General features: G+C 49.0%; 23 protein-coding genes. 1 reads left to right on the top strand and 22 read right to left on the bottom strand.

The window, feature by feature from the left end:
* Positions 1 to 61: 61 nt before the first annotated feature.
* The 14 genes from CAGA_RS09980 to CAGA_RS09915 form a co-directional block, all read right to left on the bottom strand.
* Complete coding sequence (locus CAGA_RS09980) at positions 62 to 1030, bottom strand: ABC transporter ATP-binding protein (protein WP_135660397.1); 969 nt, start codon at positions 1028 to 1030, stop codon at positions 62 to 64.
* A complete protein-coding gene (locus CAGA_RS09975) occupies positions 1027 to 2037 on the bottom strand; it encodes an ABC transporter ATP-binding protein (RefSeq protein WP_135660395.1) in 1011 nt (336 codons plus the stop codon). Before CAGA_RS09975 ends, CAGA_RS09980 begins: the two co-directional genes overlap by 4 nt.
* A gap of 11 nt (positions 2038 to 2048) precedes the next feature.
* A complete protein-coding gene (locus CAGA_RS09970) occupies positions 2049 to 3107 on the bottom strand; it encodes an ABC transporter permease (protein WP_407932273.1) in 1059 nt (352 codons plus the stop codon).
* A 17-nt stretch (positions 3108 to 3124) separates the two neighbouring features.
* Positions 3125 to 4042 (bottom strand): ABC transporter permease, encoded by a 918-nt coding sequence (locus CAGA_RS09965; RefSeq protein WP_135660393.1) that lies wholly within the window; start codon positions 4040 to 4042, stop codon positions 3125 to 3127.
* Positions 4043 to 4641: 599 nt separating this feature from the next.
* The gene (ptsP, locus tag CAGA_RS09960) at positions 4642 to 6273 is read right to left on the bottom strand and encodes a phosphoenolpyruvate--protein phosphotransferase (RefSeq protein WP_135660391.1); all 1632 of its coding nucleotides are present in this window, start codon (positions 6271 to 6273) and stop codon (positions 4642 to 4644) included.
* Between the two features lie 147 nt (positions 6274 to 6420).
* A complete protein-coding gene (locus CAGA_RS09955; RefSeq protein WP_167875215.1) occupies positions 6421 to 7518 on the bottom strand; it encodes a DHHW family protein in 1098 nt (365 codons plus the stop codon).
* Positions 7519 to 7624: 106 nt separating this feature from the next.
* On the bottom strand, positions 7625 to 8833 hold the full coding sequence (locus CAGA_RS09950; RefSeq protein WP_330566993.1) for an MBOAT family O-acyltransferase: 1209 nt from the start codon (positions 8831 to 8833) through the stop codon (positions 7625 to 7627).
* A gap of 425 nt (positions 8834 to 9258) precedes the next feature.
* Positions 9259 to 9837, bottom strand: coding sequence for a YcxB family protein (locus tag CAGA_RS09945; protein WP_135660385.1), 579 nt, complete (start codon positions 9835 to 9837; stop codon positions 9259 to 9261).
* Positions 9838 to 9885: 48 nt separating this feature from the next.
* Positions 9886 to 10164, bottom strand: coding sequence for an HPr family phosphocarrier protein (locus CAGA_RS09940; RefSeq protein ID WP_135660383.1), 279 nt, complete (start codon positions 10162 to 10164; stop codon positions 9886 to 9888).
* Positions 10165 to 10179: 15 nt separating this feature from the next.
* Positions 10180 to 11898: a phosphoenolpyruvate--protein phosphotransferase gene (ptsP, locus tag CAGA_RS09935; RefSeq protein WP_243113018.1), complete on the bottom strand. Its 1719-nt coding sequence runs from the start codon at positions 11896 to 11898 to the stop codon at positions 10180 to 10182.
* A gap of 200 nt (positions 11899 to 12098) precedes the next feature.
* Positions 12099 to 13523, bottom strand: coding sequence for a PTS transporter subunit IIC (locus tag CAGA_RS09930; protein WP_135660381.1), 1425 nt, complete (start codon positions 13521 to 13523; stop codon positions 12099 to 12101).
* 100 nt (positions 13524 to 13623) lie between these two features.
* Positions 13624 to 13926 carry a PTS sugar transporter subunit IIB gene (locus CAGA_RS09925; RefSeq protein WP_135660379.1) on the bottom strand — a complete coding sequence of 101 codons (303 nt, stop codon included), beginning with the start codon at positions 13924 to 13926 and terminating at the stop codon, positions 13624 to 13626.
* A 78-nt stretch (positions 13927 to 14004) separates the two neighbouring features.
* Positions 14005 to 14457, bottom strand: coding sequence for a PTS sugar transporter subunit IIA (locus tag CAGA_RS09920; protein WP_135660377.1), 453 nt, complete (start codon positions 14455 to 14457; stop codon positions 14005 to 14007).
* 53 nt (positions 14458 to 14510) lie between these two features.
* The gene (locus CAGA_RS09915; RefSeq protein WP_135660375.1) at positions 14511 to 15239 is read right to left on the bottom strand and encodes a class II aldolase/adducin family protein; all 729 of its coding nucleotides are present in this window, start codon (positions 15237 to 15239) and stop codon (positions 14511 to 14513) included.
* Positions 15240 to 15579: 340 nt separating this feature from the next.
* On the opposite strand from CAGA_RS09915, the gene CAGA_RS09910 reads away from it, so the two are divergent.
* The gene (locus CAGA_RS09910) at positions 15580 to 16389 is read left to right on the top strand and encodes a DeoR/GlpR family DNA-binding transcription regulator (protein WP_243113017.1); all 810 of its coding nucleotides are present in this window, start codon (positions 15580 to 15582) and stop codon (positions 16387 to 16389) included.
* A gap of 24 nt (positions 16390 to 16413) precedes the next feature.
* Here the strand turns inward: CAGA_RS09910 and CAGA_RS09905 are convergent, their stop codons facing one another.
* The 8 genes from CAGA_RS09905 to CAGA_RS09870 all read right to left on the bottom strand — a co-directional run.
* Positions 16414 to 16779, bottom strand: coding sequence for a DUF1667 domain-containing protein (locus CAGA_RS09905; RefSeq protein ID WP_135660373.1), 366 nt, complete (start codon positions 16777 to 16779; stop codon positions 16414 to 16416).
* Positions 16776 to 18044: an NAD(P)/FAD-dependent oxidoreductase gene (locus CAGA_RS09900; RefSeq protein WP_135660371.1), complete on the bottom strand. Its 1269-nt coding sequence runs from the start codon at positions 18042 to 18044 to the stop codon at positions 16776 to 16778. The genes CAGA_RS09905 and CAGA_RS09900 overlap by 4 nt, the downstream gene beginning before the upstream one ends.
* A 1-nt stretch (position 18045) precedes the next feature.
* The gene (locus tag CAGA_RS09895) at positions 18046 to 19494 is read right to left on the bottom strand and encodes an NAD(P)/FAD-dependent oxidoreductase (RefSeq protein ID WP_135660369.1); all 1449 of its coding nucleotides are present in this window, start codon (positions 19492 to 19494) and stop codon (positions 18046 to 18048) included.
* Positions 19495 to 19591: 97 nt separating this feature from the next.
* Positions 19592 to 20869 (bottom strand): RuBisCO large subunit C-terminal-like domain-containing protein, encoded by a 1278-nt coding sequence (locus tag CAGA_RS09890; protein ID WP_135660367.1) that lies wholly within the window; start codon positions 20867 to 20869, stop codon positions 19592 to 19594.
* Positions 20866 to 21678 (bottom strand): triose-phosphate isomerase, encoded by an 813-nt coding sequence (tpiA, locus tag CAGA_RS09885; protein ID WP_135660365.1) that lies wholly within the window; start codon positions 21676 to 21678, stop codon positions 20866 to 20868. Before tpiA ends, CAGA_RS09890 begins: the two co-directional genes overlap by 4 nt.
* 28 nt (positions 21679 to 21706) lie before the next feature.
* A complete protein-coding gene (gene rpiB / locus CAGA_RS09880) occupies positions 21707 to 22171 on the bottom strand; it encodes a ribose 5-phosphate isomerase B (RefSeq protein ID WP_135660363.1) in 465 nt (154 codons plus the stop codon).
* An 83-nt stretch (positions 22172 to 22254) separates the two neighbouring features.
* On the bottom strand, positions 22255 to 23772 hold the full coding sequence (locus tag CAGA_RS09875) for a phosphohexomutase domain-containing protein (RefSeq protein ID WP_135660530.1): 1518 nt from the start codon (positions 23770 to 23772) through the stop codon (positions 22255 to 22257).
* Positions 23773 to 23816: 44 nt separating this feature from the next.
* A partial coding sequence (locus tag CAGA_RS09870; protein WP_207669574.1) for a class II fructose-bisphosphate aldolase occupies positions 23817 to 23986 on the bottom strand: 170 nt, incomplete at its 5' end.

Genomic DNA, 23986 nt, shown 5'->3' with positions numbered 1-23986 from the left:
AAATCCCTCCAGTTTTTTCGAAAAATTCTTTTATTTCAATTTGCTCTGCAAATTAAAACCTCTAAATTTCTCCAATCCGGTGGCAGGCCGCAAAATGCCCTGCTTCATATTCTTTGAATTCCGGCACCTCGACGGCACACTGCTCCGTCGCGTACGGGCAGCGGGTCCGGAACCGACACCCAGACGGCGGATTCAGCGGGCTGGGCACATCGCCTTCCAGAACAATCCGCTTCTTTGTCCTGCTTGTATGCGGATCCGGAATCGGAATAGCGGAAAGCAGGCTCTGCGTATAGGGATGGATCGGATGCTCGTAAAGCATATCGCTGTCGGCCAGTTCCACCATCTTACCTAAATACATTACGCCAATCCGGTTACTGATATGCTTAACAATTGCTAAATCATGCGCAATAAATAAATAGGTGAGACCCAATTCCTGCTGCAAATCTTCGAACATATTCACAACCTGCGCCTGAATGGACACATCCAAGGCGGAAATCGGCTCGTCGCAGACGATGAATTCCGGCTGCACCGCAAGCGCGCGGGCAATGCCGACCCTCTGCCGCTGACCGCCGGAAAACTCATGCGGGTATCGGTTTGCATGCTCGGAATTCAGGCCAACCCTTTCCAAAAGGGAGAGGATCCGTTCATCGCGCTCCTTTTTATTGGCAGCGAGACCGTGTATATCGATCGGCTCCCCGATAATGTCACCGACGGTCATACGGGCGTCGAGGGAAGCGTACGGATCCTGAAAAACAATCTGCATTTTTCTGCGGTACGGTGCAAAGGGGACATGGGTAACGTCCACGCCGTCATATATAATCTTCCCACCTGTAGGCTCATATAATCTTAAAATTGTCCTTCCGGTTGTCGTTTTTCCGCAACCGCTTTCTCCTACAAGGCCGAAAGTTTCCCCTTTATTGATATAAAAGCTTACATCATCAACCGCTTTTACGTAATTTTTTTTAAACAGACCGCCGCTTACCGGGAAATACTGCTGAAGATGCTCAACTTCTAATAGCTTTTCGCTCATTCCTTGTTTCCCCCCTCGGCATTCTCAAACTGCTCTTTCTGAAGCTGCCAGCAGGCGCTTTTATGGCCCGGAGATATCTCCGTATACTCCGGCATCTGCCGCAGGCAGATTTTCATGCACTTGTCGCAGCGCGGAGCAAACGGGCAGCCCGCCGGAGGGGACAGCAAATCGACCGGCACGCCTTCAATCGGAACCAGGCGTTCGTGTCCCTTTTCATGCAGCTTCGGGATGGAACGCAGCAACCCTTCGGTATAGCAATGCTTCGGATTATAAAATATATCATCCGTACTGCCGATTTCCACAATCTTCCCGGCGTACATGACCGCTATGCGGTCGCAAACATCGGAAACAACACCCAGATCATGGGTAATCATAATAATCGACATATTGATTTTCTTTTTCAGTTCAACCATCAGTTCCAGTATCTGAGCCTGAATGGTTACGTCGAGCGCTGTGGTCGGTTCGTCCGCGATCAACAGCTTCGGCTCACAAGCAAGCGCCATGGCGATCATGACCCTCTGGCGCATACCGCCGGAGAATTCATGCGGATACTGTTTTAAGCGCTTTTCCGGTTCGTTCATGCCGACCAACCTCAACAGCTCGATCGCCCTCGCCTTGCGCTCCTCCTTATTTTTATTCGTGTGCAGGCGCAGCATTTCCATCAGCTGGCTGCCAATTGTGAACACAGGGTTGAGAGAAGTCATCGGATCCTGGAAAATAATGCTGACTTCGCTTCCGCGCATTTTGCGGAATTCTTTTTCAGTCATCTTATGCACTTGGTGGCCGTTAAAGTCCACCGTGCCGCCTACAATTTTACCCGGATTAGCGATCAAACCCATCAGGGTATATGCGGAAACACTTTTTCCGCTTCCGGATTCTCCAACAATTCCAAGCACCTCGCCGTGGTTAAGTGTGTAAGACACACCGCTGACGGCCTTTACCTCTCCGGCAGGGGTAAAAAAGGAAACTTGAAGGTTTTCTATATCAAGAAGGCAATTCGCACTCATTTTCAAATCTCCTATTTCTTAAGCTTTGGATCAAACGCATCCCTCAGGCCGTCGCCAAAGAGGTTGAATGACAAAATAATCAAGCTGATTGCAACAGACGGAACAATCAAACGATACGGGTAAGCGCTGATTCCGCCCAGCGCATCGGACGCAAGCGAACCCAGGCTTGCCATGGGGATAGCAACCCCCAGTCCAAGGTAGCTGAGGAACGCTTCCGTAAAGATTGCGGAAGGGATCTGCAACGTTGTTGTAACGATCAGCGTCCCGATACAGTTCGGAAGCAGATGCTTCATAATGATCTGACGGTTTGAAGCGCCCAGCGCCTTTGCCGCTGTAACAAATTCCTGTTCTTTCAGCGTCATAATCTGGCCGCGCACAATCCTTGCCATACCAACCCAGTACAGCAGGCTGAATGTAATAAAGATACTAATCAAACCGACTCCGACTTTTTGCAGGCCCGCAAAAGCGGGGTTACTGTCAAACAACCTCGTCAGCGGCGTTTTCAAGGTTACCTGCAAAAGGATAATAATTAACATATCTGGCACAGAGTAGATAATATCCACAATACGCATCATCACCATATCAACCTTGCCGCCAAAGTATCCGGCAATCGCGCCGTAAATGCTTCCGATCAGCAAAACAAGCAGGCTGGCAACCAAACCAACCATAAGGGAAATCCGCGCGCCGATCATGACGCGGATTGCAATGTCGCGGCCAAAGCTGTCCGTACCGAAAATATGCGGGAAGACGCTTTTGCCCTGAGAAATGCTTTTCAATTCCATTGTGGAGTACTGCATTGGACGCAGATCTTCGCTGCCGCGAATCTGCTGGTCGTAACGATACGGATAAAAATTCGGGACTATAAACGCAAAAATCATAACCAGAATGATGACCCCTAGCGCCACCATCGCCACTTTATTTTTCCTAAGACGCCGAACCGCATCCTTCCAGTAGGTTGTGCTTTCACGCATGACAACCAAAGATGCTTTCTCATCCGTACTGGCAGGCAAAAAATCTTCTGTGTTCAATTGCAAGCTGAACGGATTTTTCTTGAGCTTTATATTGTCCAATTTTTTTACCTGCCTTTCTACTTCAATTTAATTCTGGGGTCGACCAGTTTGTAACAAATGTCCACCACTACATTCATGAAAACCAACAGCACCGCAAGGAAGATTGTGGTGCTCATAACCATCGGGTAATCGCGGCCGGTAATGCAGTTGATGAATTCGCGGCCTAAACCCGGAATGGTAAATATTTTCTCAACGACAAAGCTTCCGGTCATCGTGTAAGCAAGCAGCGGGCCGACATAGGTAATGACTGGGATAATCGCATTGCGCATGGCGTGTTTAAACAGCATGACAAACTTATTCACGCCCTTTGCCTTCGCCGTGCGGATATAATCCTGATTCAAAGCATCCAGCATACTGGATCGCATCAAACGGGTTATATACGCCGTTGGGTAAAACGACAGCGCTGCGACCGGCATGATGTAATGCAGCGGGGTCTTTAAACCGAGCGTCGGCAGCAGATGCAGATTGACACCAAACGTAATCAGCAGAAAAGATGCAACAACAAAGCTTGGCACGGCTATTCCCAGAGTTGAAATCACCATCAGCAAGCTGTCGACCCATTTCCCTCTGTTCAGCGCCGCTACAGAACCCATCGTCACACCCAAGACCAGCGCCAGCAAAACCGACATGCCGGCAAGTCTGGCCGAAACGGGAAACGTTGAAAAAATTATATCATTGGCGGTTCGTCCCTTCTGCTTGATGGACAGGCCCAGATCGCCATGAATGAAATTCTTCATAAAGGTTATGTACTGCTCCGGAAGCGGTTTGTCCAAACCGTACTTCACCTTCAGCGCCTGTGTTGTTTCGGGCGACACAGCCTTTTCACTTAAAAAAGGGCCGCCTGGGATCATGTTCATTAGTGTAAATGTGATGATTGAAATGAGGAAAATTGTTAAAAGTGCGTAGCCCACGCGCTTTATCACATATTTTATCACTTTAGCCACTCCTTAAATTGGATACCGGGGCACCAACCCGTTAAACCGCCGATTGATAAATAAAGCAGCCTGACGCGCTGAAAATCAGGCATTGACAACGCCAACACAGTAACGGTTTAACGCGCTAAAACCCCCGCAAACGCTATATAGGACACACTCGTTGAGTGTGTCCTCAAAACATGCACTATTGCAATATTATATCAATTTTGAATTCAAAGTTCAAGCCGAATTAGTAATTTGTTCTGTGTTTTGACAATTTTTTTGCATAACAAAAATTTTTCCATTGCATTCTATAATCCCGATATAAAATTTGCAATCTCATTTTTTAACAAACATTTTTTGAAAAAACTATTGCAATTCACTAGTTTTCCATTCAAAGAGGCGTGATAGAAAAAACGCAAAATATTTTTATAAAATGAATTTGTGAAAAATGTTCCTGCATATTTAAAACGGTGAATAAAGATTCAATGAATATTTTTCACAAAGAGCATTTTCAACCGAATTGCAAATTGGAAAAAATTAACAAATACTTCGCCACGAAAACTTACTGCCAACGATTAACGGCTGCCTTCCTTTCGGAAGACAGCCGGCTAAGCAATTTATTTTATGTCAATCTGCTGAACGGCCCTGCGAAGCTCCAACACCGCGGAAGGCGTTACAGAAAGCTCACGGACACCGATTTTCACATAAAATTCGGTTAAGCTTGTGTCCGCCGCGGACTCTCCGCAGATTCCAACCCAAATGCCCGCCTTTTTTGCACTCTGCGCAGCCATTTCAATCATGCGCAACACGGCCGGATGCCTGGAATCAAACAGCTTCGAGATACTGTGGTTCATACGGTCTACCGCTAGTGTGTACTGCGTTAAGTCATTGGTGCCGATGCTGAAGAAGTCCACTTCCTTCGCAAGCTCGTCGCTCAGCATCACTGACGCCGGGGTCTCAATCATGATCCCGATTTCAAAATGGGGATCAAATGGAATTTTTTCTTTCGTCAGGTCATTTTTTACCTTTTCAACCAAGCCTTTAATCTGCCGCACTTCATCCACCGAAATGATCATCGGGAACATAATCGCCAGCTTCCCGTAAGCCGAAGCGCGGATTAAAGCCCTTAGCTGTGTAAGGAATAAATCCTGACGATCCAGGCAAATCCGGATCGCCCGCAAGCCAAGCGCCGGATTTTCCTCGTGCGGAAGGTTGAGGTAAGGCACCTGTTTATCCGCCCCCAGGTCCAGCGTGCGGATAATGACTCGTTTGCCGCCCATACGCTCCAAAACCGTTTTATAGGCGATAAACTGCTCTTCCTCGCTCGGGAACTGGTTGCTCTCCATATACAGGAACTCGCTGCGGAACAGGCCGATGCCGTCGGCGTCATTTTCCAGCGCCAAATCAACGTCTTCCGGATGGCCGATATTGGCGTTAATTTCCATTTCCACGCCGTTTTTGGTAATCGCCTTCGTGCCCTTTAAAAGCTTCAGCTCCTGCTGGTGCTTGATAAACTCCTCCTGCTTTGCGCGGTAATCCGTCCGTGTCGCTTCATCCGGCTCAAGGATAACATCTCCCGTATTACCGTCCACTATGATTTCTGCCCCATCGGAAAGCTCGTTGAACTGATCCGCAAGGCCTACTACCGCAGGGATGCCCATAGTACGCGCCAAAATAGCGGAATGGGAGCTTTTGGAACCTTCCTGAGTCACAAAAGCATAGACCATTTCCTTGTCCATTTGCACGGTTTCGCTTGGCATCAGGTCGGCGGCGGCGACGATCGTCGGCGACGAAAGGCTGTCCAGCCCGTTGGCAAGCCGGGTGTCCAGATTCCGGATTAGGCGCTTGGATATATCAATCACATCTGAAGCGCGCCCGCGCATGTATTCGTCGTCCATTTGTGAAAACATTTCGGAAAATTGCTGGCCCGCCTGCCATACGGCGTATTCCGCATTCAGCTTTTCCTCCCGGATCGCTGTTTGTATCGCGCCGTAAAAATCTTCATCCTGCAGCATCATAATATGAATCTGAAAGATCATGGAGTTCGCCTCGCCGACACGCTTAAGCGCTTTAGCGTAAATCGCATTCAATGCTTCAACGGAAGTCTTTTTCGCCTCGTCCAGCCGGGCAAGCTCCGCTTCCACATCTATAATCGTTTTCTTTTCAATATGGTTGTCAATATTCAAACATAACGTAATTTTTCCAATTGCAATTCCTTTTGACGCACCAATCCCATGGAGTATTTTCATTCTTTTTCACCATTCTTTCTTATTTTTTTGCGGAAATCCCTCAAGCTGTTCCTATTCCTCCTTATGGTAAATATGATTATCGTTCCGCTTGGCTCACAGGCCCGTAACGGCGAAAATTTAAGCGCTGACGCGTCTTGAAATCAATACTTATCGCGCACTTAATTTATTGGCAACGGAAACCTCGCACAGTTGTTTGATACTGTACACTGCGGCCGTTTCCGTAATTCCATTCTGTTGAATATATTTATAAATATCCTGATTGTAATATCTTAAATCGATAATGTGTATTTCTGAAAAATTTGTCGATAAAAAGGGAATCATGCTGTTAGCGTAAGAATCCTTAATCAGCAGGAGCTTTTTCTTTGTGGAAGCGTCCGGATTTTTCACAACATCCACACTGTGGTTTCCCCCGAGAAAAACGGAATATTTATCTTTCTTTTCGAGATATTCCTTCCAATACAGATTGCTGCGCGTACTCTTTCCGGTTTGCTGTGTGATAACCGCCTGTTTCTTATAAAACGGAAGATAGAGAATATCCGGCTCCTGACTGCTGCAAATTGCTTTGGAATATAAGGTGCCGAGGAAGGAATCCGATACTTTCTCAAATGAAAAATCCTCCTTCGCAGTAGGCTGTATATGCATGGCCGTCATGAGCGCCTCGTAGCCCTTGAAAGCGCCGAATGTGTTCCAGTGATGATCGGTTTTATAGTAATAATCGTTTCCCGTCCGGTCGCTCAGCGTATCAAACAGATCCACCACCGTCGTATTGGCGCCGGCGCCCGCTTTAATTACGTTGAACTCTTCGCGCTGGTCATGGCTAGGCGCAGCATAAGGAAGCCGGTCACCCTGCATCTGCGCCCCGGAAGGGACAGGGACAAAATAAAATGGGAGCCCCGTTTTTTTCGCAAAAAGCTGGATCGCCGCGGCGTTGCGGGCGAAAATATCCGTACGGTTCGGCAGCAGCACCTCATAAAGGTGCCCGTCGCTGCCAAAATAAACGCCGCCTTCCGCCGGGATCCGGCCGTAATTGGAGCCCAAATCCCGTTTCCCCATAAGAAGCTGTACGCGGGTATTGAGTTCCACAAAATTTTTGCGCAGCATAAAATGGTCGCCAACATAATTTTCAATTGATTTCATAAAGCTTCCGTCCGCTATTGAGGCAGCGGTAAACTGCGGAGGGGACTCCAGCACACGGTTTTCCTCTTCGGAGAAATCGATTTTCGGGGCAAAAAGAAGATAGAGCACCCCCCCCAATATTGTAAGGAAAAGAACAGATGTGACAAATGCATTTTCCGGATTGCATTTGCCTTTTAAATTAAGAAGATGATTTTTCATTTTTCACCTATCACTTTTAGAAACGGAAATACAAGAATGGATTGTACGCATTGCCCACAAGAAACGACAGGGACAGGAACAACAGGCACGCAAAGCCTGCGCTCCATATTATTTTTCCAGCCGTACCGCTTTTACGCAACTTGTCCGCCAAGGACTTTACCAATGTCGAACTGCACAGCGCCGCAACGATTAAAAGCGGCCCGCAGGTTATCAGGGAATACACGCCGAGATTGTCCGCGCCGGGCGCAAACCCGAACATGGCGCGCACCACGCCGAACGCTTTCCGGATGTCCAAATAGGAAAAGAAAACCCACCCGATAACCGCGGCAAGAAAGCTGTAAAGCCATTGGAAAAACCGTGGGATCCGATCCAGCCACTTTTGCAGGAACAGTTTTTCACAGATTATCAAAAAGCCGTAATAAGCACCCCAGAAAGCAAAATTCCAGCTCGCGCCGTGCCAAATGCCGGTCAGTACCCAGACAACGGCGAGGTTCCGCACGTTTTTCAATCTGGAACAGCGGTTGCCGCCCATCGGGATGTAGACATACTCCCGGAACCAGGAACCCAGCGTAATATGCCAGCGGCGCCAGAATTCCGAAACGCTGTGGGAAATATAGGGATAATTAAAGTTTTCCGGAATCTGAAAACCAAACATACCCGCAAGGCCGATGGCCATATCCGAATAACCGGAAAAATCGAAATAAATCTGGAACGTGAAGGCAATCGCGCCAAGCCACGCGGAAAGCGTGCTGGGGTCTCCCATATACTGTACCTTATCGGCCAGAATCGCCAAATTGTTTGCAAGAAGAACCTTTTTAAATAGTCCGACCAAAAACCGCTTCCCGCCGGCCGTAAATTTCTCAAGCGATTCCTGCCGGTTTCGGAGCTGATCCGCCAGATATTCGTAACGGACAATCGGCCCGGCAACAAGGTGCGGGAAAAAGGCGATATAGGTACCGAAATCAATAATATTCCGCTGCGCGGGCGCTTCCCCGCGGTAAATATCGATATTATAGGAAAGGGATTCAAACGTATAAAAAGAAATGCCGATGGGCAACGCCACCTCAGGCACTGGCAGAGCCAAGGCCGAAAGGGAATTCACCGTCTGTACCAGCAAGCTGGAATATTTAAAGAACCCGAGCAAGACGAGATTTACACAAATGCTGAAAATAAGGAAAACGCGGGAAGTTGCCGTACCCCGGTACTTTTCTATAAAATGTCCCATAATATAATCAAATCCCGTTGTAAACAACATCAGAAAAACATATACCGGTTCTCCCCAAGCGTAAAACAACAGGCTGAAAAGAAAAAGGCAAAGGTTTTTGAATCTTCTGGGAACAAGAAAATAAACGGCCAATACTACGGGCAAAAAGACAAACACGAAAAATAAGCTGCTGAAAATCATTCTACCGTTCCTTTGCGTTCATAATACATTTTATTTTACGTTATCTCACTCCTTTTTTCAAGGGATTCCCCGAATCTGAAAGAATTTCTATAAAACAGCAGGGCACAACGGCAATTCCGAAAAAGAGCCGTTGTGCCCTGCAGGGGGCCCTATATGAATTGGATGTTACCTTATTTATAGAAATGAGTCTTATAATTCCTTTATTGCTTTGAGACGCTCCTTGCTGAAGGGAACGTTTCCGGTTTTCAGTTGTAATTTTTATTAAGCCTGTGCTTTTTTTGTGTTTTTCCCTGTTTTATTCGGCAGCGTATCTTGAAACGCACGCCTAGCTTTTCCTTCATGCAAATCCGGGTCTCCTCGATCTGCTTTTCTGTCACACATCTTTTGGGCAGAAGAACGGCGCTGTTTGGCGTACGGTACAGCAGAAACAAATGGTCCGTTTCAAATGCATAGGCAATGTCGTCCCATTTGTCCACCCCGGTATGAATGTTTCCGCTCTCTTTGTACTGTACATCGTCATTGCCCAGCAGCACCGTATGGGCCTTTTTAAGATAACTGGCGCCGTTCACCTTAAAACGGCGGACATTGGTTAGATAACTCACAAAGAGCATCGGCATCGTAACGGCGACCATCAGCGCGCAAAGATGGATGGTTTGCGTCAATTGGATCACATCTGCCAAATCCAGAATAAAAGCTGTGGTTCCTGCAATCCAGCTAATCAGAATTGCGATATTCTGTCCTTTCCGGAATGAAAAAGTGGAGAAAAAAGTCATCTCCCTGTAATCGTCCAATGTCGATTTAAAATGATAAACAATAGGGTACATGATAAGCCATCCTCTCTGTTGCTTTCAAAAAATCGCTCAAAAAGCAGATTACTCTCCGAATTTGGAATCAATAAGCGCGACTAGGCTGTCAACCGCCTGCTGTTCATCCGGGCCATCCGCAGAAAGCTCCACTTCCTCGCCCTGTGCAAGGCCAAGTGCAAGCACACTGATGATGCTCTTCGCGTTTGCCACGTCCTCCTCCGGATCTCCACCGACACGGGTGATTTTGATTTTGGATTCAAATTTGCCGGCCGCCGCGATAAAATCGGACGCCGGGCGGGCATGAAGTCCCGTAGCGTTTGCAATTACGGTTTTTTTAGAATACATAGTTAGAGTATCTCCTTAAATAACATCTTTCAGCGAATCCTTCAGATACGCTTCAATCTCTCCGGCTGTTTCCATCTGACACACCTTGTCAGCCATTTCTTTGGCAAAGCGCAGATCCAGACGGGAAATGATCTTTTTCGCACGGGCAACGGAAGCGATACCCATGCTGATGCGGCGCATGCCAAAACCAAGCAGCACCGGCATGGCAAGCTTATCGCCGCCCAATTCGCCGCAGACACAAATCGGCTTTCCGGCTTTATTGAACTGTTCAACCGTGTAACGGATGAGGCGGAACATCGCCGGATGATAGCTTTGGTAGTATTTTGCAACATTCTGGTTCAGGCGGTCAACCGCGGTTGTATACTGGCAAAGGTCATTTGTTCCAATACTTGCAAAATCGACTTCTTTTACAGCCAGATCCGCAATCATGGCAATGGACGGAATTTCAATCATAATACCGAATTTCACGTTTTTGCCGTATTTGATGTTTTCGCGATCCAAATCCTGCTGCACTTCGCGAACAACCGCTTTGGCATTACGTATGTCGTCCATGCTTCCCACCATCGGGAACATAATCCACAAATTTCCGATGGTTCCCGCGCGAAGCGCGGCGCGGAGCTGGGTTTTAAAAATATCGCGGTGCTGCAGGCAAAGCCGCAGGGCGCGGTTGCCGAGGAACGGGTTGTCTTCTTTCGGAAGTTCCAGGCAGTCCAGTTTCTTGTCCCCGCCAATATCCAGCGTACGCAGGGTGACCGGGTTGTTGCCCGCTTGCATCAGAACCTTGCGGTAAATCTTATACTGTTCTTCTTCGGAAGGCAGCGTATCCCTTCCCATATACAAAAACTCGGAGCGGAAAAGGCCTACGCCGTCTGTATATTGAATGTCATGGACTTCCTGTGCATTGGCGGAACCGATATTCAGCTCCACCTCTATTTTGACCCCGTCCTTTGTAACGCCGTCACTTGCAAGATACTTCTTGGTTTCCGCCGTCTGCTCCTGGAACTGAACCTTCTTTCCCCGATAAGCCTCTTTTTCCTCATCGGTAGGGTCGGTAATCAGGGCACCATCAACAGCATCTACAATAACCTCTTGGCCATTTTGAAGTTGGAAAAGAATATCCGGCACGCCAAGGAGGGCCGGAATTTCATAGCTGCGCGCGATAATTGCCGTATGGGATGTAGGGCCTCCCACTTCGGTAACAATCGCAAGGACCTTATTACGGTTCATGGAAGCTGTATCGGACGGAAATAAATCCTTTGCCACGACGACAACCGGATCTGTTAAAACCGCCAGATTTTTTTCTTTCACACCCATACAATTCCGTAACAGGCGACACCTTACGTCTTCCAAATCGGAAGCGCGCTCCCGAATCCGTTCATCCGCGGATTTTCCGATAATCCGGATGTATTTACGGAAGATTTTATCCACCGCCGCTTCCACACTCTTTCCGTCGGAAATCGCGTCCTGAATTTCCTCTTCCATGGCTACATCAAACAGAATGTCCATATGCGCCTTTATGATCTTGGCCTTCCCGGGGTCATCCTGCTGAAGCCGGGAATACAATGCCTCCAATTCCTTCTTTGCGCTGTTCCGCGCATTTTTATAACGGCTTAGCGCCGCCGGTATTTCTTCTTTGGGGAGCGCCGTCGTGTCCACTACAGGCACAAACGGCTCATACAGCATAATCTTCCCAACTGCGATACCTTCGGACACGGGATTTCCCTGATATACCAATTTGAATTCCTCCTTGACGTGAAAAGCTTTCCGGACGTGTGCGCAGCGCGCACGGAATCCTTCAACGAATTTGAGAAAAGGAAAAGGCGGCACACCGCCGAAACAGTGCGGCACCTTTTCCTCTTCAGTTATATTTTATGCTGGGACGAATCTGGAATGTATGATTGGGACGGTGGTAAGTTGTTTCTAGGATGTAAAAGTTATTGTGCAGCAGCAGGAGCTGTGTTTGCCTTGTCATGGCCGGGATTGAGGGCTTCTTCTTCAATCCAAGCATGAATCTTCGCGCGGTTCTTGCGTACGAAGACGTAGCAGACAACATAAATAATGATAACTGCTGCAATGGCGATCGGATTCTGGGAAAGGAACGCCATGAAGATAAGTGCACCGACAGGCTGGCCAAGGATGATGAAGCTGGTGATCATCATAACGCCTTCCTCCAGCTTTACGGTACCGACACTCTTCGCAACTTCCGTAAACGCGCTACCGGTCATTGTGCAGCAATACAGGAAGATGACGCAGAAGATACCACCGGAAATAATGGATTTCAGCATGTTGCCGTTTGAGCAGGCAACACACGGCTGGATGCAATATGGGATAGCAACAAGATCAAGCATAGGTAGAGTCTGGTTGCCGGGCAGGATGAAGGAAATGATCAGAACAATCGGCATAAGAACGATACCGGAAATCAGCGTTGCGGTTTCGCCGTAGCCGCAGGCATCGTTAACAGCCAGATACCACTCACCCTTTGTCCCCTTAACGGACTTCTTGGAAGCTTCTGTGATCGGGCCGAAAGAACCGGCGAAAATGCTGGAAATCTTCGGGAAAACAGCCATAACGGAAGCAGTAGCAACGCCGCAGACAAGAATTGTTCCCCATGATTTCAGTTCGCCCAGATGCTTAATGTTGCCGACGATACCAATGAACAAGCCAAGCAGAAGTCCCAGCGTCATAGGCTCGCCAAGGAATCCGAAGCGCTTGCGGAAGCTGTCCGGATCCGCTTTTACCTTGTACAGGCCTAAGCGGTTGAGCAGCCAGTTCATGCCGACTGCATATACGCCGACGGTGGCAGTATGTAAGGAAGCAATTGTGCAGTTCGGATAATGATAGAACTTCGACCATCTTTCTTCGATGACTTCCGTAAAGCAGAGCGTGTACAACTGCTGAACAATCATGCAGGTCAGGCTCAGCGCAAAATTCCCGGTAAGGAGGAACAGTACGGAACCCCATGCCATGTAGGAATAGTTGTTCCAGAGGTCACCCGCCTGGAAAACATTTGTATAACGTGTAAGAAACAGTACGATCTGAAGCACAATGGCAATTACCAGATAGATCATACCGATGTTTGTCGAATAAGCGATAATGGAAGTGGTCTGCCAGCCCATATCAAGGATATTCAGTTTAATACCGGTATCCTTAACAAGCTGGTTGATAATGGGGGTAATAATAGGGCTGTAAGCTCCAATAACCAGGTTGAATCCTTCCAGACCAACACCGGCGGACAAAGCCGACATGAAAGCTTTTTTTGCAGGGACTTTCAATGCTAATGCCATGATGAAGATTACAACCGGCACAAATACGACTGATCCAAATGTGTCGAAGAAGGTTTTTATTGCCGTAAAAAACATTGTTAATCCTCCCAATTTCTGATTTTCAGAACGCGGAACTCGCGCGTTCCTTTTCCCTCATAGATTTCCAATACAATTCCTCGGAAGAAACCATATCCGGTTATTTTCCAGCTTTATGCAACGCTTCAATCGCCTCCTCCATAAATTCCTCCTCGCCCATTCCGGTGATAAGACCGATCGCATTGAAAGCAGGTACGCCGAAATTGTTGCCAATCGGGCTTGCATATGCGATCATGTCAAAATGCTGACGGGTGCAGTAGCTTTCCACCTCGCTGGAATTTGCTTCGACGGTTTCCGCGTCATAACCCCTTTCCGCAAACATGTCTCTCAACTTGCTTGCAACCATGGATGAGGTCACCACACCCGAACCGCAAATAGACAGAATCCTAATTTTTGTTGCCATAGAAACGCACTCCCTTTAAAATAAATATTTTCATTTAACACCATGGGGTTAGCCTTGGTATTAATATCGGATAAGGCATCAGGCATCGATTACCGGTTTGAGAAAATCGTAAATCTCGTCCTTTGTTTGCGCTCCGCGCACCTGATTCAATAATTCTTTGTTCTGCAGCATTTTCATGATCCGGCGCAGCAGGAAAAGCTGATCCTTCGGATCGCTGATCGCAAGCATGAACAGCACCTTCGGATAAAGCGTAATTTCCGGGGAACCCATCTGCCGGAATTCAACCGGATGCTTCAGAACGGCGACGTTCATTGCGGGGGTAATAACATGTGCACTAACCGTATGGGGAATCGCAATATCGTAAGCGATAGCCGGAAGCGCCGTGGGGGAACGCTGCTCGCGCTCAAGCACCGCATCTACAAAGCTGGGCTTTACAACACCGGCTTGTACGAAATCCTCTGCCAAGGTGCGGATTGCCTCTTCCCGGTTTGCAACATCAAGGTCAAGGCGTATCAGATCTTTTCTTAACATTGTAGCATTTCCTCTTTTCATTCCGAGTTTAAAAAGGAATTCGGTTGAAAAATTCAGTCTTTTTTCGGCAGAACATCGGTGGTATTCTGGGGTTGGCTTACTCCAACCGGCATGGGAACGGGTGAAAGTCCGCCAAGGCGGCGGCGTTCGTCAAGACCGGCAAGCTGTTCGTTCGTCAAAAACCGCGCTTTGCCGAGCAAATGCAGGTTGAAGGTAACCTTTGCATAATCCTCAAGGACTTCCATCCGGCGGTATGCCACGCTGAGGGAATTGCCCCATGTGAGCGCCCCATGGTTGGATAGGAGAACCGCGTTATAATCCTTGCAGAAGGGTGCGATACTGTCCGGAACCTCTTCCACACCGGGTTTTGCATATTTGGCTACCGGCACACAGCCGATTTGCATCAAAGCTTCCATTAAAGTGGGCTCGTCCAGCGCAATACCAGCAATAGAGAACGTGGTCGCATAAATCGGATGCGCGTGCACAACCGCGCGAACATCCGGGTTTTCCTTATAGACACGCAAGTGCATTTTCACTTCGGATGAAGGGTTTCCGGCGCCCGCCAGAATATTGCCGTCCAAGTCGAGTTTAGTCATCATTTCCGGCGTCATAGCTCCCTTGGATACGTCTGTCGGCGTACACCAGATTTCATTCTCTGAAACCTTAACCGTTATATTGCCGTCATTAGAGACAACATATCCGTGTTCATATAAACCGCGTCCGTATTTGACAATTGCTTCTTTTGCTTCGTCATCGGTCGGGTAGTGATCTTGGACAACCATTCTATCTCTCCGTTCTTTTGTTTTTGCATTTTTGGATTTCTGTTGAATTATATCATTGTTATGTTGGAATGTCAATGCTCTATAGGGAGTTTTACAGGTTTTTTTATTAAAACTATTTACATAAACTCTTTTTTACTATATAATATGAACAAATCGAATTTTATGTATGTTGATTTGTGTTGATTGTGATATTTATTCAAAATAACCTTGTTGATTTTTTGCGTTGAGATACAATACTATTTTGGTTTTTCGCATATTACTAAACCTGGTTTAATATTAATTTTGAACAAATTCAAAAAATCACGGCAAAAAAAGAAACATAAGGAAAGGATGTCAGCCAATGGCAATGTTATCAGTAACGCGCAAGCAAAAAATAAAGAATCTGATTCTGGAACGAAAAAGCGCCACCGTTACGGAACTGGCACAGATGTTTGACGTAACGGACGAAACCATCCGGCGCGACCTGCGCAGCTTGGAGAAGGAAGGGGTGCTTATGCGCTCGTACGGCGGTGCTTTCGTGCAAACAGGGGTTGAAAACCTGATTGATTACAGCATTCGTTCTACAGTCTATTTGGAAGAAAAGAAAATTATTGCGGAAAAGTGCAGGCAAATCATTCAAAACGGCGATGTTATATTTCTCGACAACTCGACGACCACCTATGCGATTGCTAAGGCGATTCAGGATATGAGACTGACGCTCATCACGAATTCTTTGCCTATTATTAATCTGTTGTCTCAAAAGGAAAATATGCGCCTAATTTGCACAGGGGGCTTTTTCTCGCTTAAAGAGCTTGCATTTTACGGAAGCAAAGCGCAAAAAGCGCTGGAAGAGTATTATGTAGACAAAGCGTTTTTTTCCTGCCGCACGCTGTCGATCGAACAAGGGGTAACCGACTCAAACGATGATCTGGCGCAAATACGGAAAACCATCATCCGGCGCAGCAAGGAACGTTACCTCGTAGCCGACTATACAAAATTCAATCAGGCTTCCTTTATCAACATATGCGGCTATGACTGTCTGAACGCAATCTTTACCGACCGGCCTCTTTCCCAGGAATGGCACACATCCCTGAGCAAATACGGATGCCGTATCTACGACGACCCGCCGGAAAACAAAAGCACTACCGCAAACGAAAAAAGCACCAAATAAGCTGGCCGGAAAGATTACAGGGGATCAGGAATCACGCGAAGCAATGATATCGACTCCGGTATCCAGCACGTTGTGGATTACAACGTCGCCCATTTTTACAGGGGCGCGCACCGTTATGTGCCGAAGCAGTTCCATCGTCTGTGCATGTTTGCTCAATGGGAAAGCATCCGAAGAACGGACCGGAAGAAGCGCATCTCTTCCGTCCTCCCCGCGAAGCACAACCGTGCTGGTAATTACCCGCATGGGGCAGGTGATTTCCTGCTTAGCGAAAGCTTCGCCACGTGGGCAGCGGTTCCCCGCTATCTTAACGGGTTCGCCTTTTTTATTCAGTTCAACGGTCACATTACAGCTATTCGGGCAAACCGTGCATATAAGTTCCTTTGTACTCATGGATTTTCCCCTCCTAAAACAGATTCGATTTTCAGCGTGATTTCGCCGTCGGCCTTTTGCAGAACAGCGGACGGCAGAACCAGCTCTTCCATAGTGCTCGGGATATAGCTGCGCGGTCTCCCCTGCAGCAAAATACTGCCTTCGGAGGTAACCACCATGCGTGCGTTTTCAACAGGGCGGCGTACACGGAAAAGCACGGAGGCCTTCTCCCGCGAATAAATTTCGGACGGAACGGTGTAGCCAATTGGATCTTCACAGTTTACTGTAATTGCCGGATTGCTTTCCTTTTGTTCGCCTTTTGCAAAAGCCGCGGCACAGGCAGCGGCATGCCGTGCTTCCACGGTTACGTTATCGGCAAGGTCATGCACATGGAGAACATTCCCACAGGCGAAGATGCCGGGAACGCTTGTCTCTAAACTGTCATTCACCACCGCGCCATGTGTGCGCGGGTTCAATTTAACACCGGCCCCGGCGGACAGTTCGTTCTCCGGTACAAGGCCGACGGATAGAAGCAGCGTGTCACAGGGTACAATTTTGGAAGTACCATCGACAGGCTGCAATTTTTCGTCTACTTTTGTAACTTCAACAGCAGCAACGCGACCCTTTTCTCCGATTACGCGAGTCACGGTGGTGGAAAGGTGCAGCGGAATTCCAAAATCCTCAAGGCAGTTCTTAATATTCCTTTTTAAGCCGTTCGGGTAGGGCATCAGTTCATAAACACCCTCTACCTTCATCCCCTCCAAGCTGAGGCGGCGTGCCATAATGAGGCCAATATCTCCGGAGCCGAGAATGACGAACCTGTGGCCGGGACAGTAGTTGTCTATATTGATATAGTGCTGGGCAAGGCCCGCGGTCAGAACGCCCGCGCAGCGGTCGCCAGGTATTTTAATTTCGCCGCGGGTACGTTCGCGGCATCCCATGGCCAGCACAACGGCTTTTGCATTTAACACGGAAATTCCTTTTTCATTCATGCAGACGACTTTTTTGTCCTTTGTAATCTGCAAGACCATGGTGGAAAGTAAAACGGTCACATCCGTTTCACCCAGTTGATTGACGAACCGCTGGGCATACTCCGGGCCGGTCAGCTCCTGCTTAAAGCATTTTAAGCCGAAGCCGCTGTGGATGCACTGTAACAGGATACCGCCCAAATGCGGGTTGCGTTCCACCAGGGCGACGCTTGCACCGTTTTTACGCGCCTCGATTGCCGCCGCCATTCCGGCGGGACCGCCGCCGATCACGGCTACGTCAAACTGAAATTCGTTCATGTCAGCAGCCCTCCTTCAGCTTTGAATAGATTATTTGCGACCCCTTGTCGCCAAGTTCAATCTCTGTGGGGCTGCATCCTAACTCTTTCGCCATAATACTGATAACCTTCTGCTGGCAGAAACCGCCCTGGCAGCGACCCATTCCCGCGCGCGTGCGGCGTTTGATTGCGTCGACCGTCACAGGCTGCGGATTTCTGTGCATCGCGTCGATAATCTCACCTTCCGTTACACATTCGCAGCGGCAGACAATCCGGCCGTAAGCGGGATTTTTACGTATAAGCTCATCCTGTTCTTCTGTGGAGAGCGTGCTGAAATCAACAGGCGCCTTTCTGGTATCGATAAAGTTCTTCTTTTCCTCCATCGGAATACCGCAGCCCTTCAGCATTTGGACGACATAGGCCGCAACAGCGGGAGCGGAAGCAATACCCGGGGACTGAATCCCCGCAACATGAAACAGTCCGGCAACCTTTCGGGAAGGACGGATGTAAAAATCATTGTTGTTTCCCACAACCACAGCACGGTTTCCCGCAAACGTGCGGATCACCTTGTGGATGTCCAGCTTTTCAATCAGATTGTTCGCCCCGGCGATTAATTCATCGATTCCCTCGCGGTAGCTCGCAACATCGTCTTTCTCTTTCATAACGGCGGTCGAACCCACCAGAATATTCCCCGAAACGGTGCTCATTAAAACAACGCCCTTTGAGTCCGGCTTCGGGATCGGATACAGCGTCATAACGTCTTTAATGCCGCAGTTTTTATCCATAACCAGCAGATCCCCATGGCGCGCCTGAATCGTAAACTCATCTGCGCCGGCCAAACGGGCCACATCATCCGCATGAACGCCCGCGCAGTTAATGAGGTATTTCCCGTTGAGTTGCCCTTTGGGAAGCGTTACGGCAAAACCGTCCTCTGTTTTCTGGATCGCTGTCACCGGAGAAGAGAGATAAAAATGCACGCCGTTTGCAACCGCATTTTCAGAGAAAGCAATGGCAACCTCAAATGGATCAACCAAGCCCGTATGCGGGGAGTAAAGGGCATATTTTGCCTTCCGGTTCGTTTCCGGCTCCAGCTCGAAAATCCGACCGCCGCTGATCAGCTCCAGGTCGGGTGCGCCGTTCAGGCGACCGCGCTCCAGCAATGTTTTCAGAACGGCGAGGTCGTCTTCATTAAATCCGACAACCATAGAGCCCCTTTTCAGGAACCGGAATCCCAGTTTTTCGGAGAGGACCGGATACATTAAACAGCCCTTGCTGTTCAAAAAGGCTTTCAGCGTTCCGGGGACCGGGTCGTCGCCCGCGTGAATCAGCCCGCCGTTTGCTTTGGTGGTACCGGACGCAACGTCGGCTGCGGCCTCGCATACGGCAATATTCAGCTTATATTTTGAAAGTTCCCTTGCAATGGAACAGCCCATGATGCCGCCACCGATGATAATCATGTCATATTGCTGCAAAGTAAACACCTCTATCAATCTTTGTGTTTCGAATGCCCAACCACCTGAAAAGCTGCGGCAGTATGTGCATTCCGCTTCCATTGAATTTCAGAGCGGCTTAATTGTGGAGACCAAAGCGCTCCAATGCAACACGAAGTTCTTCATGTTCCTTCGCCGCGTCCTTCAGCGGTATTCCAGACATCACGGCGTCTATTGCCTGACGCATTGCGCGCGCACCCGCCGCAGCACCCATCGGATGGCCCTGGACGGAACCGCCCGCAGCGAAAATAATATCGCTACCCAAATCCTTCACATAGCGCTCCGTAATGCCCGGATGCACGCCGCCCCCAACGATGGGCATGGAAGGCTTGAGATGATAATACGGCAAGGACATTTTGTGCGCCGTTTGAATATATTTCTGGAATTTCAGAGGATATCCGCCGTAAGGCGTATTCATCATAATCATATCCGCGCCCGCCATCCTTGGGAAAAGGCCGGTGGCAAACGGAGCGGAAAAGCCGCTGACAATTCCTTCGTAGAACATGCCGGAGCTCGCGTAATGTCCCAGAATCGGCACGTTCACGCTCTGCGCAAGGGCGCACACCATGCTGTAGCCAACCGCCGCGTAACTGACCATAATCGCCTTTGCACCTGCGTCGATACAACGCTTTGCATTGTCGATCATACGATCCGCGCGATCGGTGATATTGCAAATATAAACGGTACGGTGGCCGGTTTTCTCAAACGCGGCGTCGGAAGCCTTCTGATACGCCTTTACGCGCTGCTCCACCGGGCAGAAATCCGGGTTGCCGAGCAGCTCGTCGTCCTTGATGAAGTCCACGCCGCCCAACGCGGTTTCATAAAAAATCTTAGCGCCGATATCCGGGGTAAAGCCGGTGCAAGGCTTAATCATGTTCAGAAGCAGGGGGCGTTCCGCCACCCCGGTAAATTTGCGAATCCCTTCAATACCGAAATTCGGACCTTGGAATTCTTTCACGAAGCTCTCCGGAAACTGTATATCCACCAGCTTGACCTGCGCGGAAGTGGAAGCATCGTTACCAAGAACGGTTACCAGCATCTGCGGGAACTGCGCGCTGAAATTCGCGGTTGGATAAGCAAGCTGAATCAGGTAGGAAACGGTATCCGTCTGCACCTGTGTGGAAAGGTCGCACGGGGGAAGGTCAATGATATTAATCACCTTGCCCATGTGCTTATCGCGCATTTCATCCGTGATACCCGGAACCGGAACCCATGTGCCGAGCGTCTGGCCGATGGTCATACCGACCGCTTTCTCAACCACATTGGTCTCTTTCGGAAGCTCAATATAATAGGTGGCAAGAACATAATCGAGGCTGCGGATGGATTCATTCAGCGCATAAAGCTGGGTTTGTTTCATAGGGCAGCCTCCTTCCTGCGTTTTTCTTCAAACAACGGCAAAACCATACGGATAATGGAATGGAAGTTGTCCGCGTCCCATGCACTACGGCCGATGAACAGACCGTCAATGTAAGGCATCCCAATCAACCCTTCTGCGTTCTGCGGATTCACGCTTCCGCCGTAAAGAACCGGGATATCCCCGCCTACTTCGGCGCCGAACAGCTCCACCAGCGTATCGCGGATCACCTTATGGATATGGTCGGCGTACTCCTTGGTAGCGGGAACGCCGTTCACGCCGATCGCCCAAACGGGTTCGTAAGCGACCGAAACCGCTTTTGCCTGCTCCGGCGTTACGTTGTGAAAACCCACTTTTAATTGCGTGCGGAGCACCTCTTCAGCAATTCCAAAATCCTTTTCCCCCGCGGTTTCACCCACGCAGAGCAGCGGCTTAAATCCATGCTGCAGTGCGCACAGGACTTTTTTATTTTCTTCCTCGTCCGTTTCGCGGAATATATGGCGGCGCTCGGAATGGCCGGCCATGACGATATTCACACCGGCTTCCCGCAGCATGAGCGGCGAAATTTCTCCGGTAAACTGACCTTCTTCTTCCCATCCCATATTCTGGGCGCCTATGAGGACGCTTTCCTGCGGCACGCTTGCACGTGCCGCAGGAAGCGTTATATAGGAAGGTATGACAAACAGCTCCATTCTGTCGCGGGAAATATCCTGCGTCAGTTCATTGAGTCTTTCCAGAAACGTAACTGTCTGCTCCGTCGTTTTGTACATCTTGGTATTGGTTCCTAAGTAAATCTTTTTCCTGCGTTCCATGGATCCTCCTTTTTACTGAATACCGTTTTTATTGAAAATTTTCCTTCTCAATTCCTGCGATTTCCTCAAGCTTCGGGGTTGACCGGCCACCCTTGTATTCCAGCGGAAGCCATTCGTCAACGATTTTTTTTGCAAGTTCCGGACCGATTACGCGCGCGCCCATGCAAATAACGTTTGCATTGTTGCTCAGCGCGGAGCGTTCCGCGGAATATGCATCGTGACAGACGGCGGCGCGGATACCCTTAAATTTGTTTGCACACATAGCCATGCCGATCCCGGTTCCGCAGATTAAAATCCCGCGCTTGTTATATCCGCTCTCGATAATCTTCCGGCAGAGACGTTTTGCAATGGTCGGATAATTGGTGGGGTCGCTCGAATCATCACATCCCATATTTTCAATGGTATACCCTTTGCTTTTGAGGTATTCGGCAACCAGGTTTTTCATATCAACCGCTGCGTTGTCGCAGCCGATGACAATCGTATTACGATCCATTCTTTTTTCCTCCTAATGTTTAAGTTCAACCCACTTACGGTTAGCAATATACAGAGTGAAGGGTGCTTCCCATCACGCTTGTATCAATATCTTTTAAGCGAGGTTAGATCAAGTCCCTCACAGGTATCTAGAAAACCGCACAACTGATTCAGAATTTTCCGAACTCCTCCTGCGGAATCGCTTTCTACATTCAGCGGCATAATCGGATCATGAACGCTCAGACGGAGGAGGAACCAACCGTCGCCGTCCTCTTTGCCGAATGACACGCGCAGACCTTCGTAATTTTCGGTCGCGATCCGCCACGCTGGGTGTTGTTTTGCATATTCCGTTAAATCGGCAATCACCTTTTGGCCGTATTCTTTAAAATTTTCTTTCCGAATGGGGAAACGGAGTTCTACCGCCTCCATCGGTTCCGCCAGGGGTTCAAGCAAATCTTCCAGCTTTTTCCCCTGCGCGCGGAGTTGGGCCGATTTTATGATGATTTTCGTCACAAGGTAGGCGCCGTCGTCCAGAAAATAGTTCTCGCGCATGGCAGCATGGCCGGAAGTTTCGATAGCCAGCGGACAATTAACCCCCTCGCTATTCAGGCGTACCGCCTCGTTGATTACGTTTTTATAGCCTCTCTTGAAGCGGTGATGCTTTCCGCCAAGCGTTTTTTCTATGTATTGATTCAAACCGCTGGAGGTAATGGAGTCGGTCACAACCGTTCCGCCCCTGTATCCCTCCAAAGCTATGGCCGAGGCAATCGCCACCAGGCGGTTGCGGTTGATCTCGTTCCCGTGTTCGTCCACCGCGCCGCCGCGGTCCACGTCGGTATCAAAGATGACGCCCAAGTCTGCCTTTGCCCTGACAGTCGCCGCACAGACGGATTTCATTGCCGTTTCATTTTCGGGATTTGGGATATGGTTCGGGAACAGCCCGTCCGGTTCCAGAAACTGGCTTCCGGATATATCCGCGCCGAGGGGCTCCAGCACATCGCGGGCGTAAAATCCCCCTACGCCGTTCCCGGCGTCAACAACGATATGGAACCCTTTCAACGGGTGGGTATAATCCGCTGCGTTCACGCCCTTTTGAATGATTTCGCGCAAATGCGTACTGTATTGCGACATATAATCGACAGCTTTTACGCTACCCTTTCCCGGTGCGGGTTTGTCTCCGTTCTGGGCATGCAGAAGAATTGCTTCGATATCCGGTGAATCCAGCCCGCCGTTCTTCGTAAAGAACTTCAACCCGTTCCGGTTGAACGGATGGTGGCTGGCGGTAATCTGAACGGAACCGTCACAGCCAAGATCAATGGTGGTCATAAACATGGACGGAGTGGAAGCGAGTCCGCAGTCCAGCACCTGTACCCCCGCGGCGGTCAACGTGCGCGTAACCGCCGCTTGGATCCGGCCGGCGGAAATCCGCGAATCATGCCCGACGGCTACTGTAAGCTTTGAAACATCTTTTTTCACGAATCCGGAAAGCCAAAGCACGAATCCAGCCGTCATTTTTTCGATATTTTCATCGGTTAGATTGATTTCTTCCCCGGCAACGCCATTGCTTGCAACACCGCGGATATCCGTTCCACTTTTGAATTGGTTCCAGTATTTTGTGAGCATCGCAATCTCCTTATCTGTCGTAGTACGCGGCTGCATAATACCGCCTACGCTTTTCCCTCGCAACCGAGCACGCACCGGATTTTATGGGCAACCATATCTTTAATGGCTGTGCGCGCGGGGGCGAGATACTGCCTTGGGTCAAAATGGCTCGGATTTTCCGCCATATACTTGCGGATGCTGGCCGTCATGGCGAGACGTAGATCGGAGTCCACAT

Source organism: Caproiciproducens galactitolivorans (assembly GCF_004768785.1).
GTDB lineage: Bacteria > Bacillota > Clostridia > Oscillospirales > Acutalibacteraceae > Caproiciproducens > Caproiciproducens galactitolivorans.
This window is presented reverse-complemented; position numbering and strand designations above follow the sequence as displayed.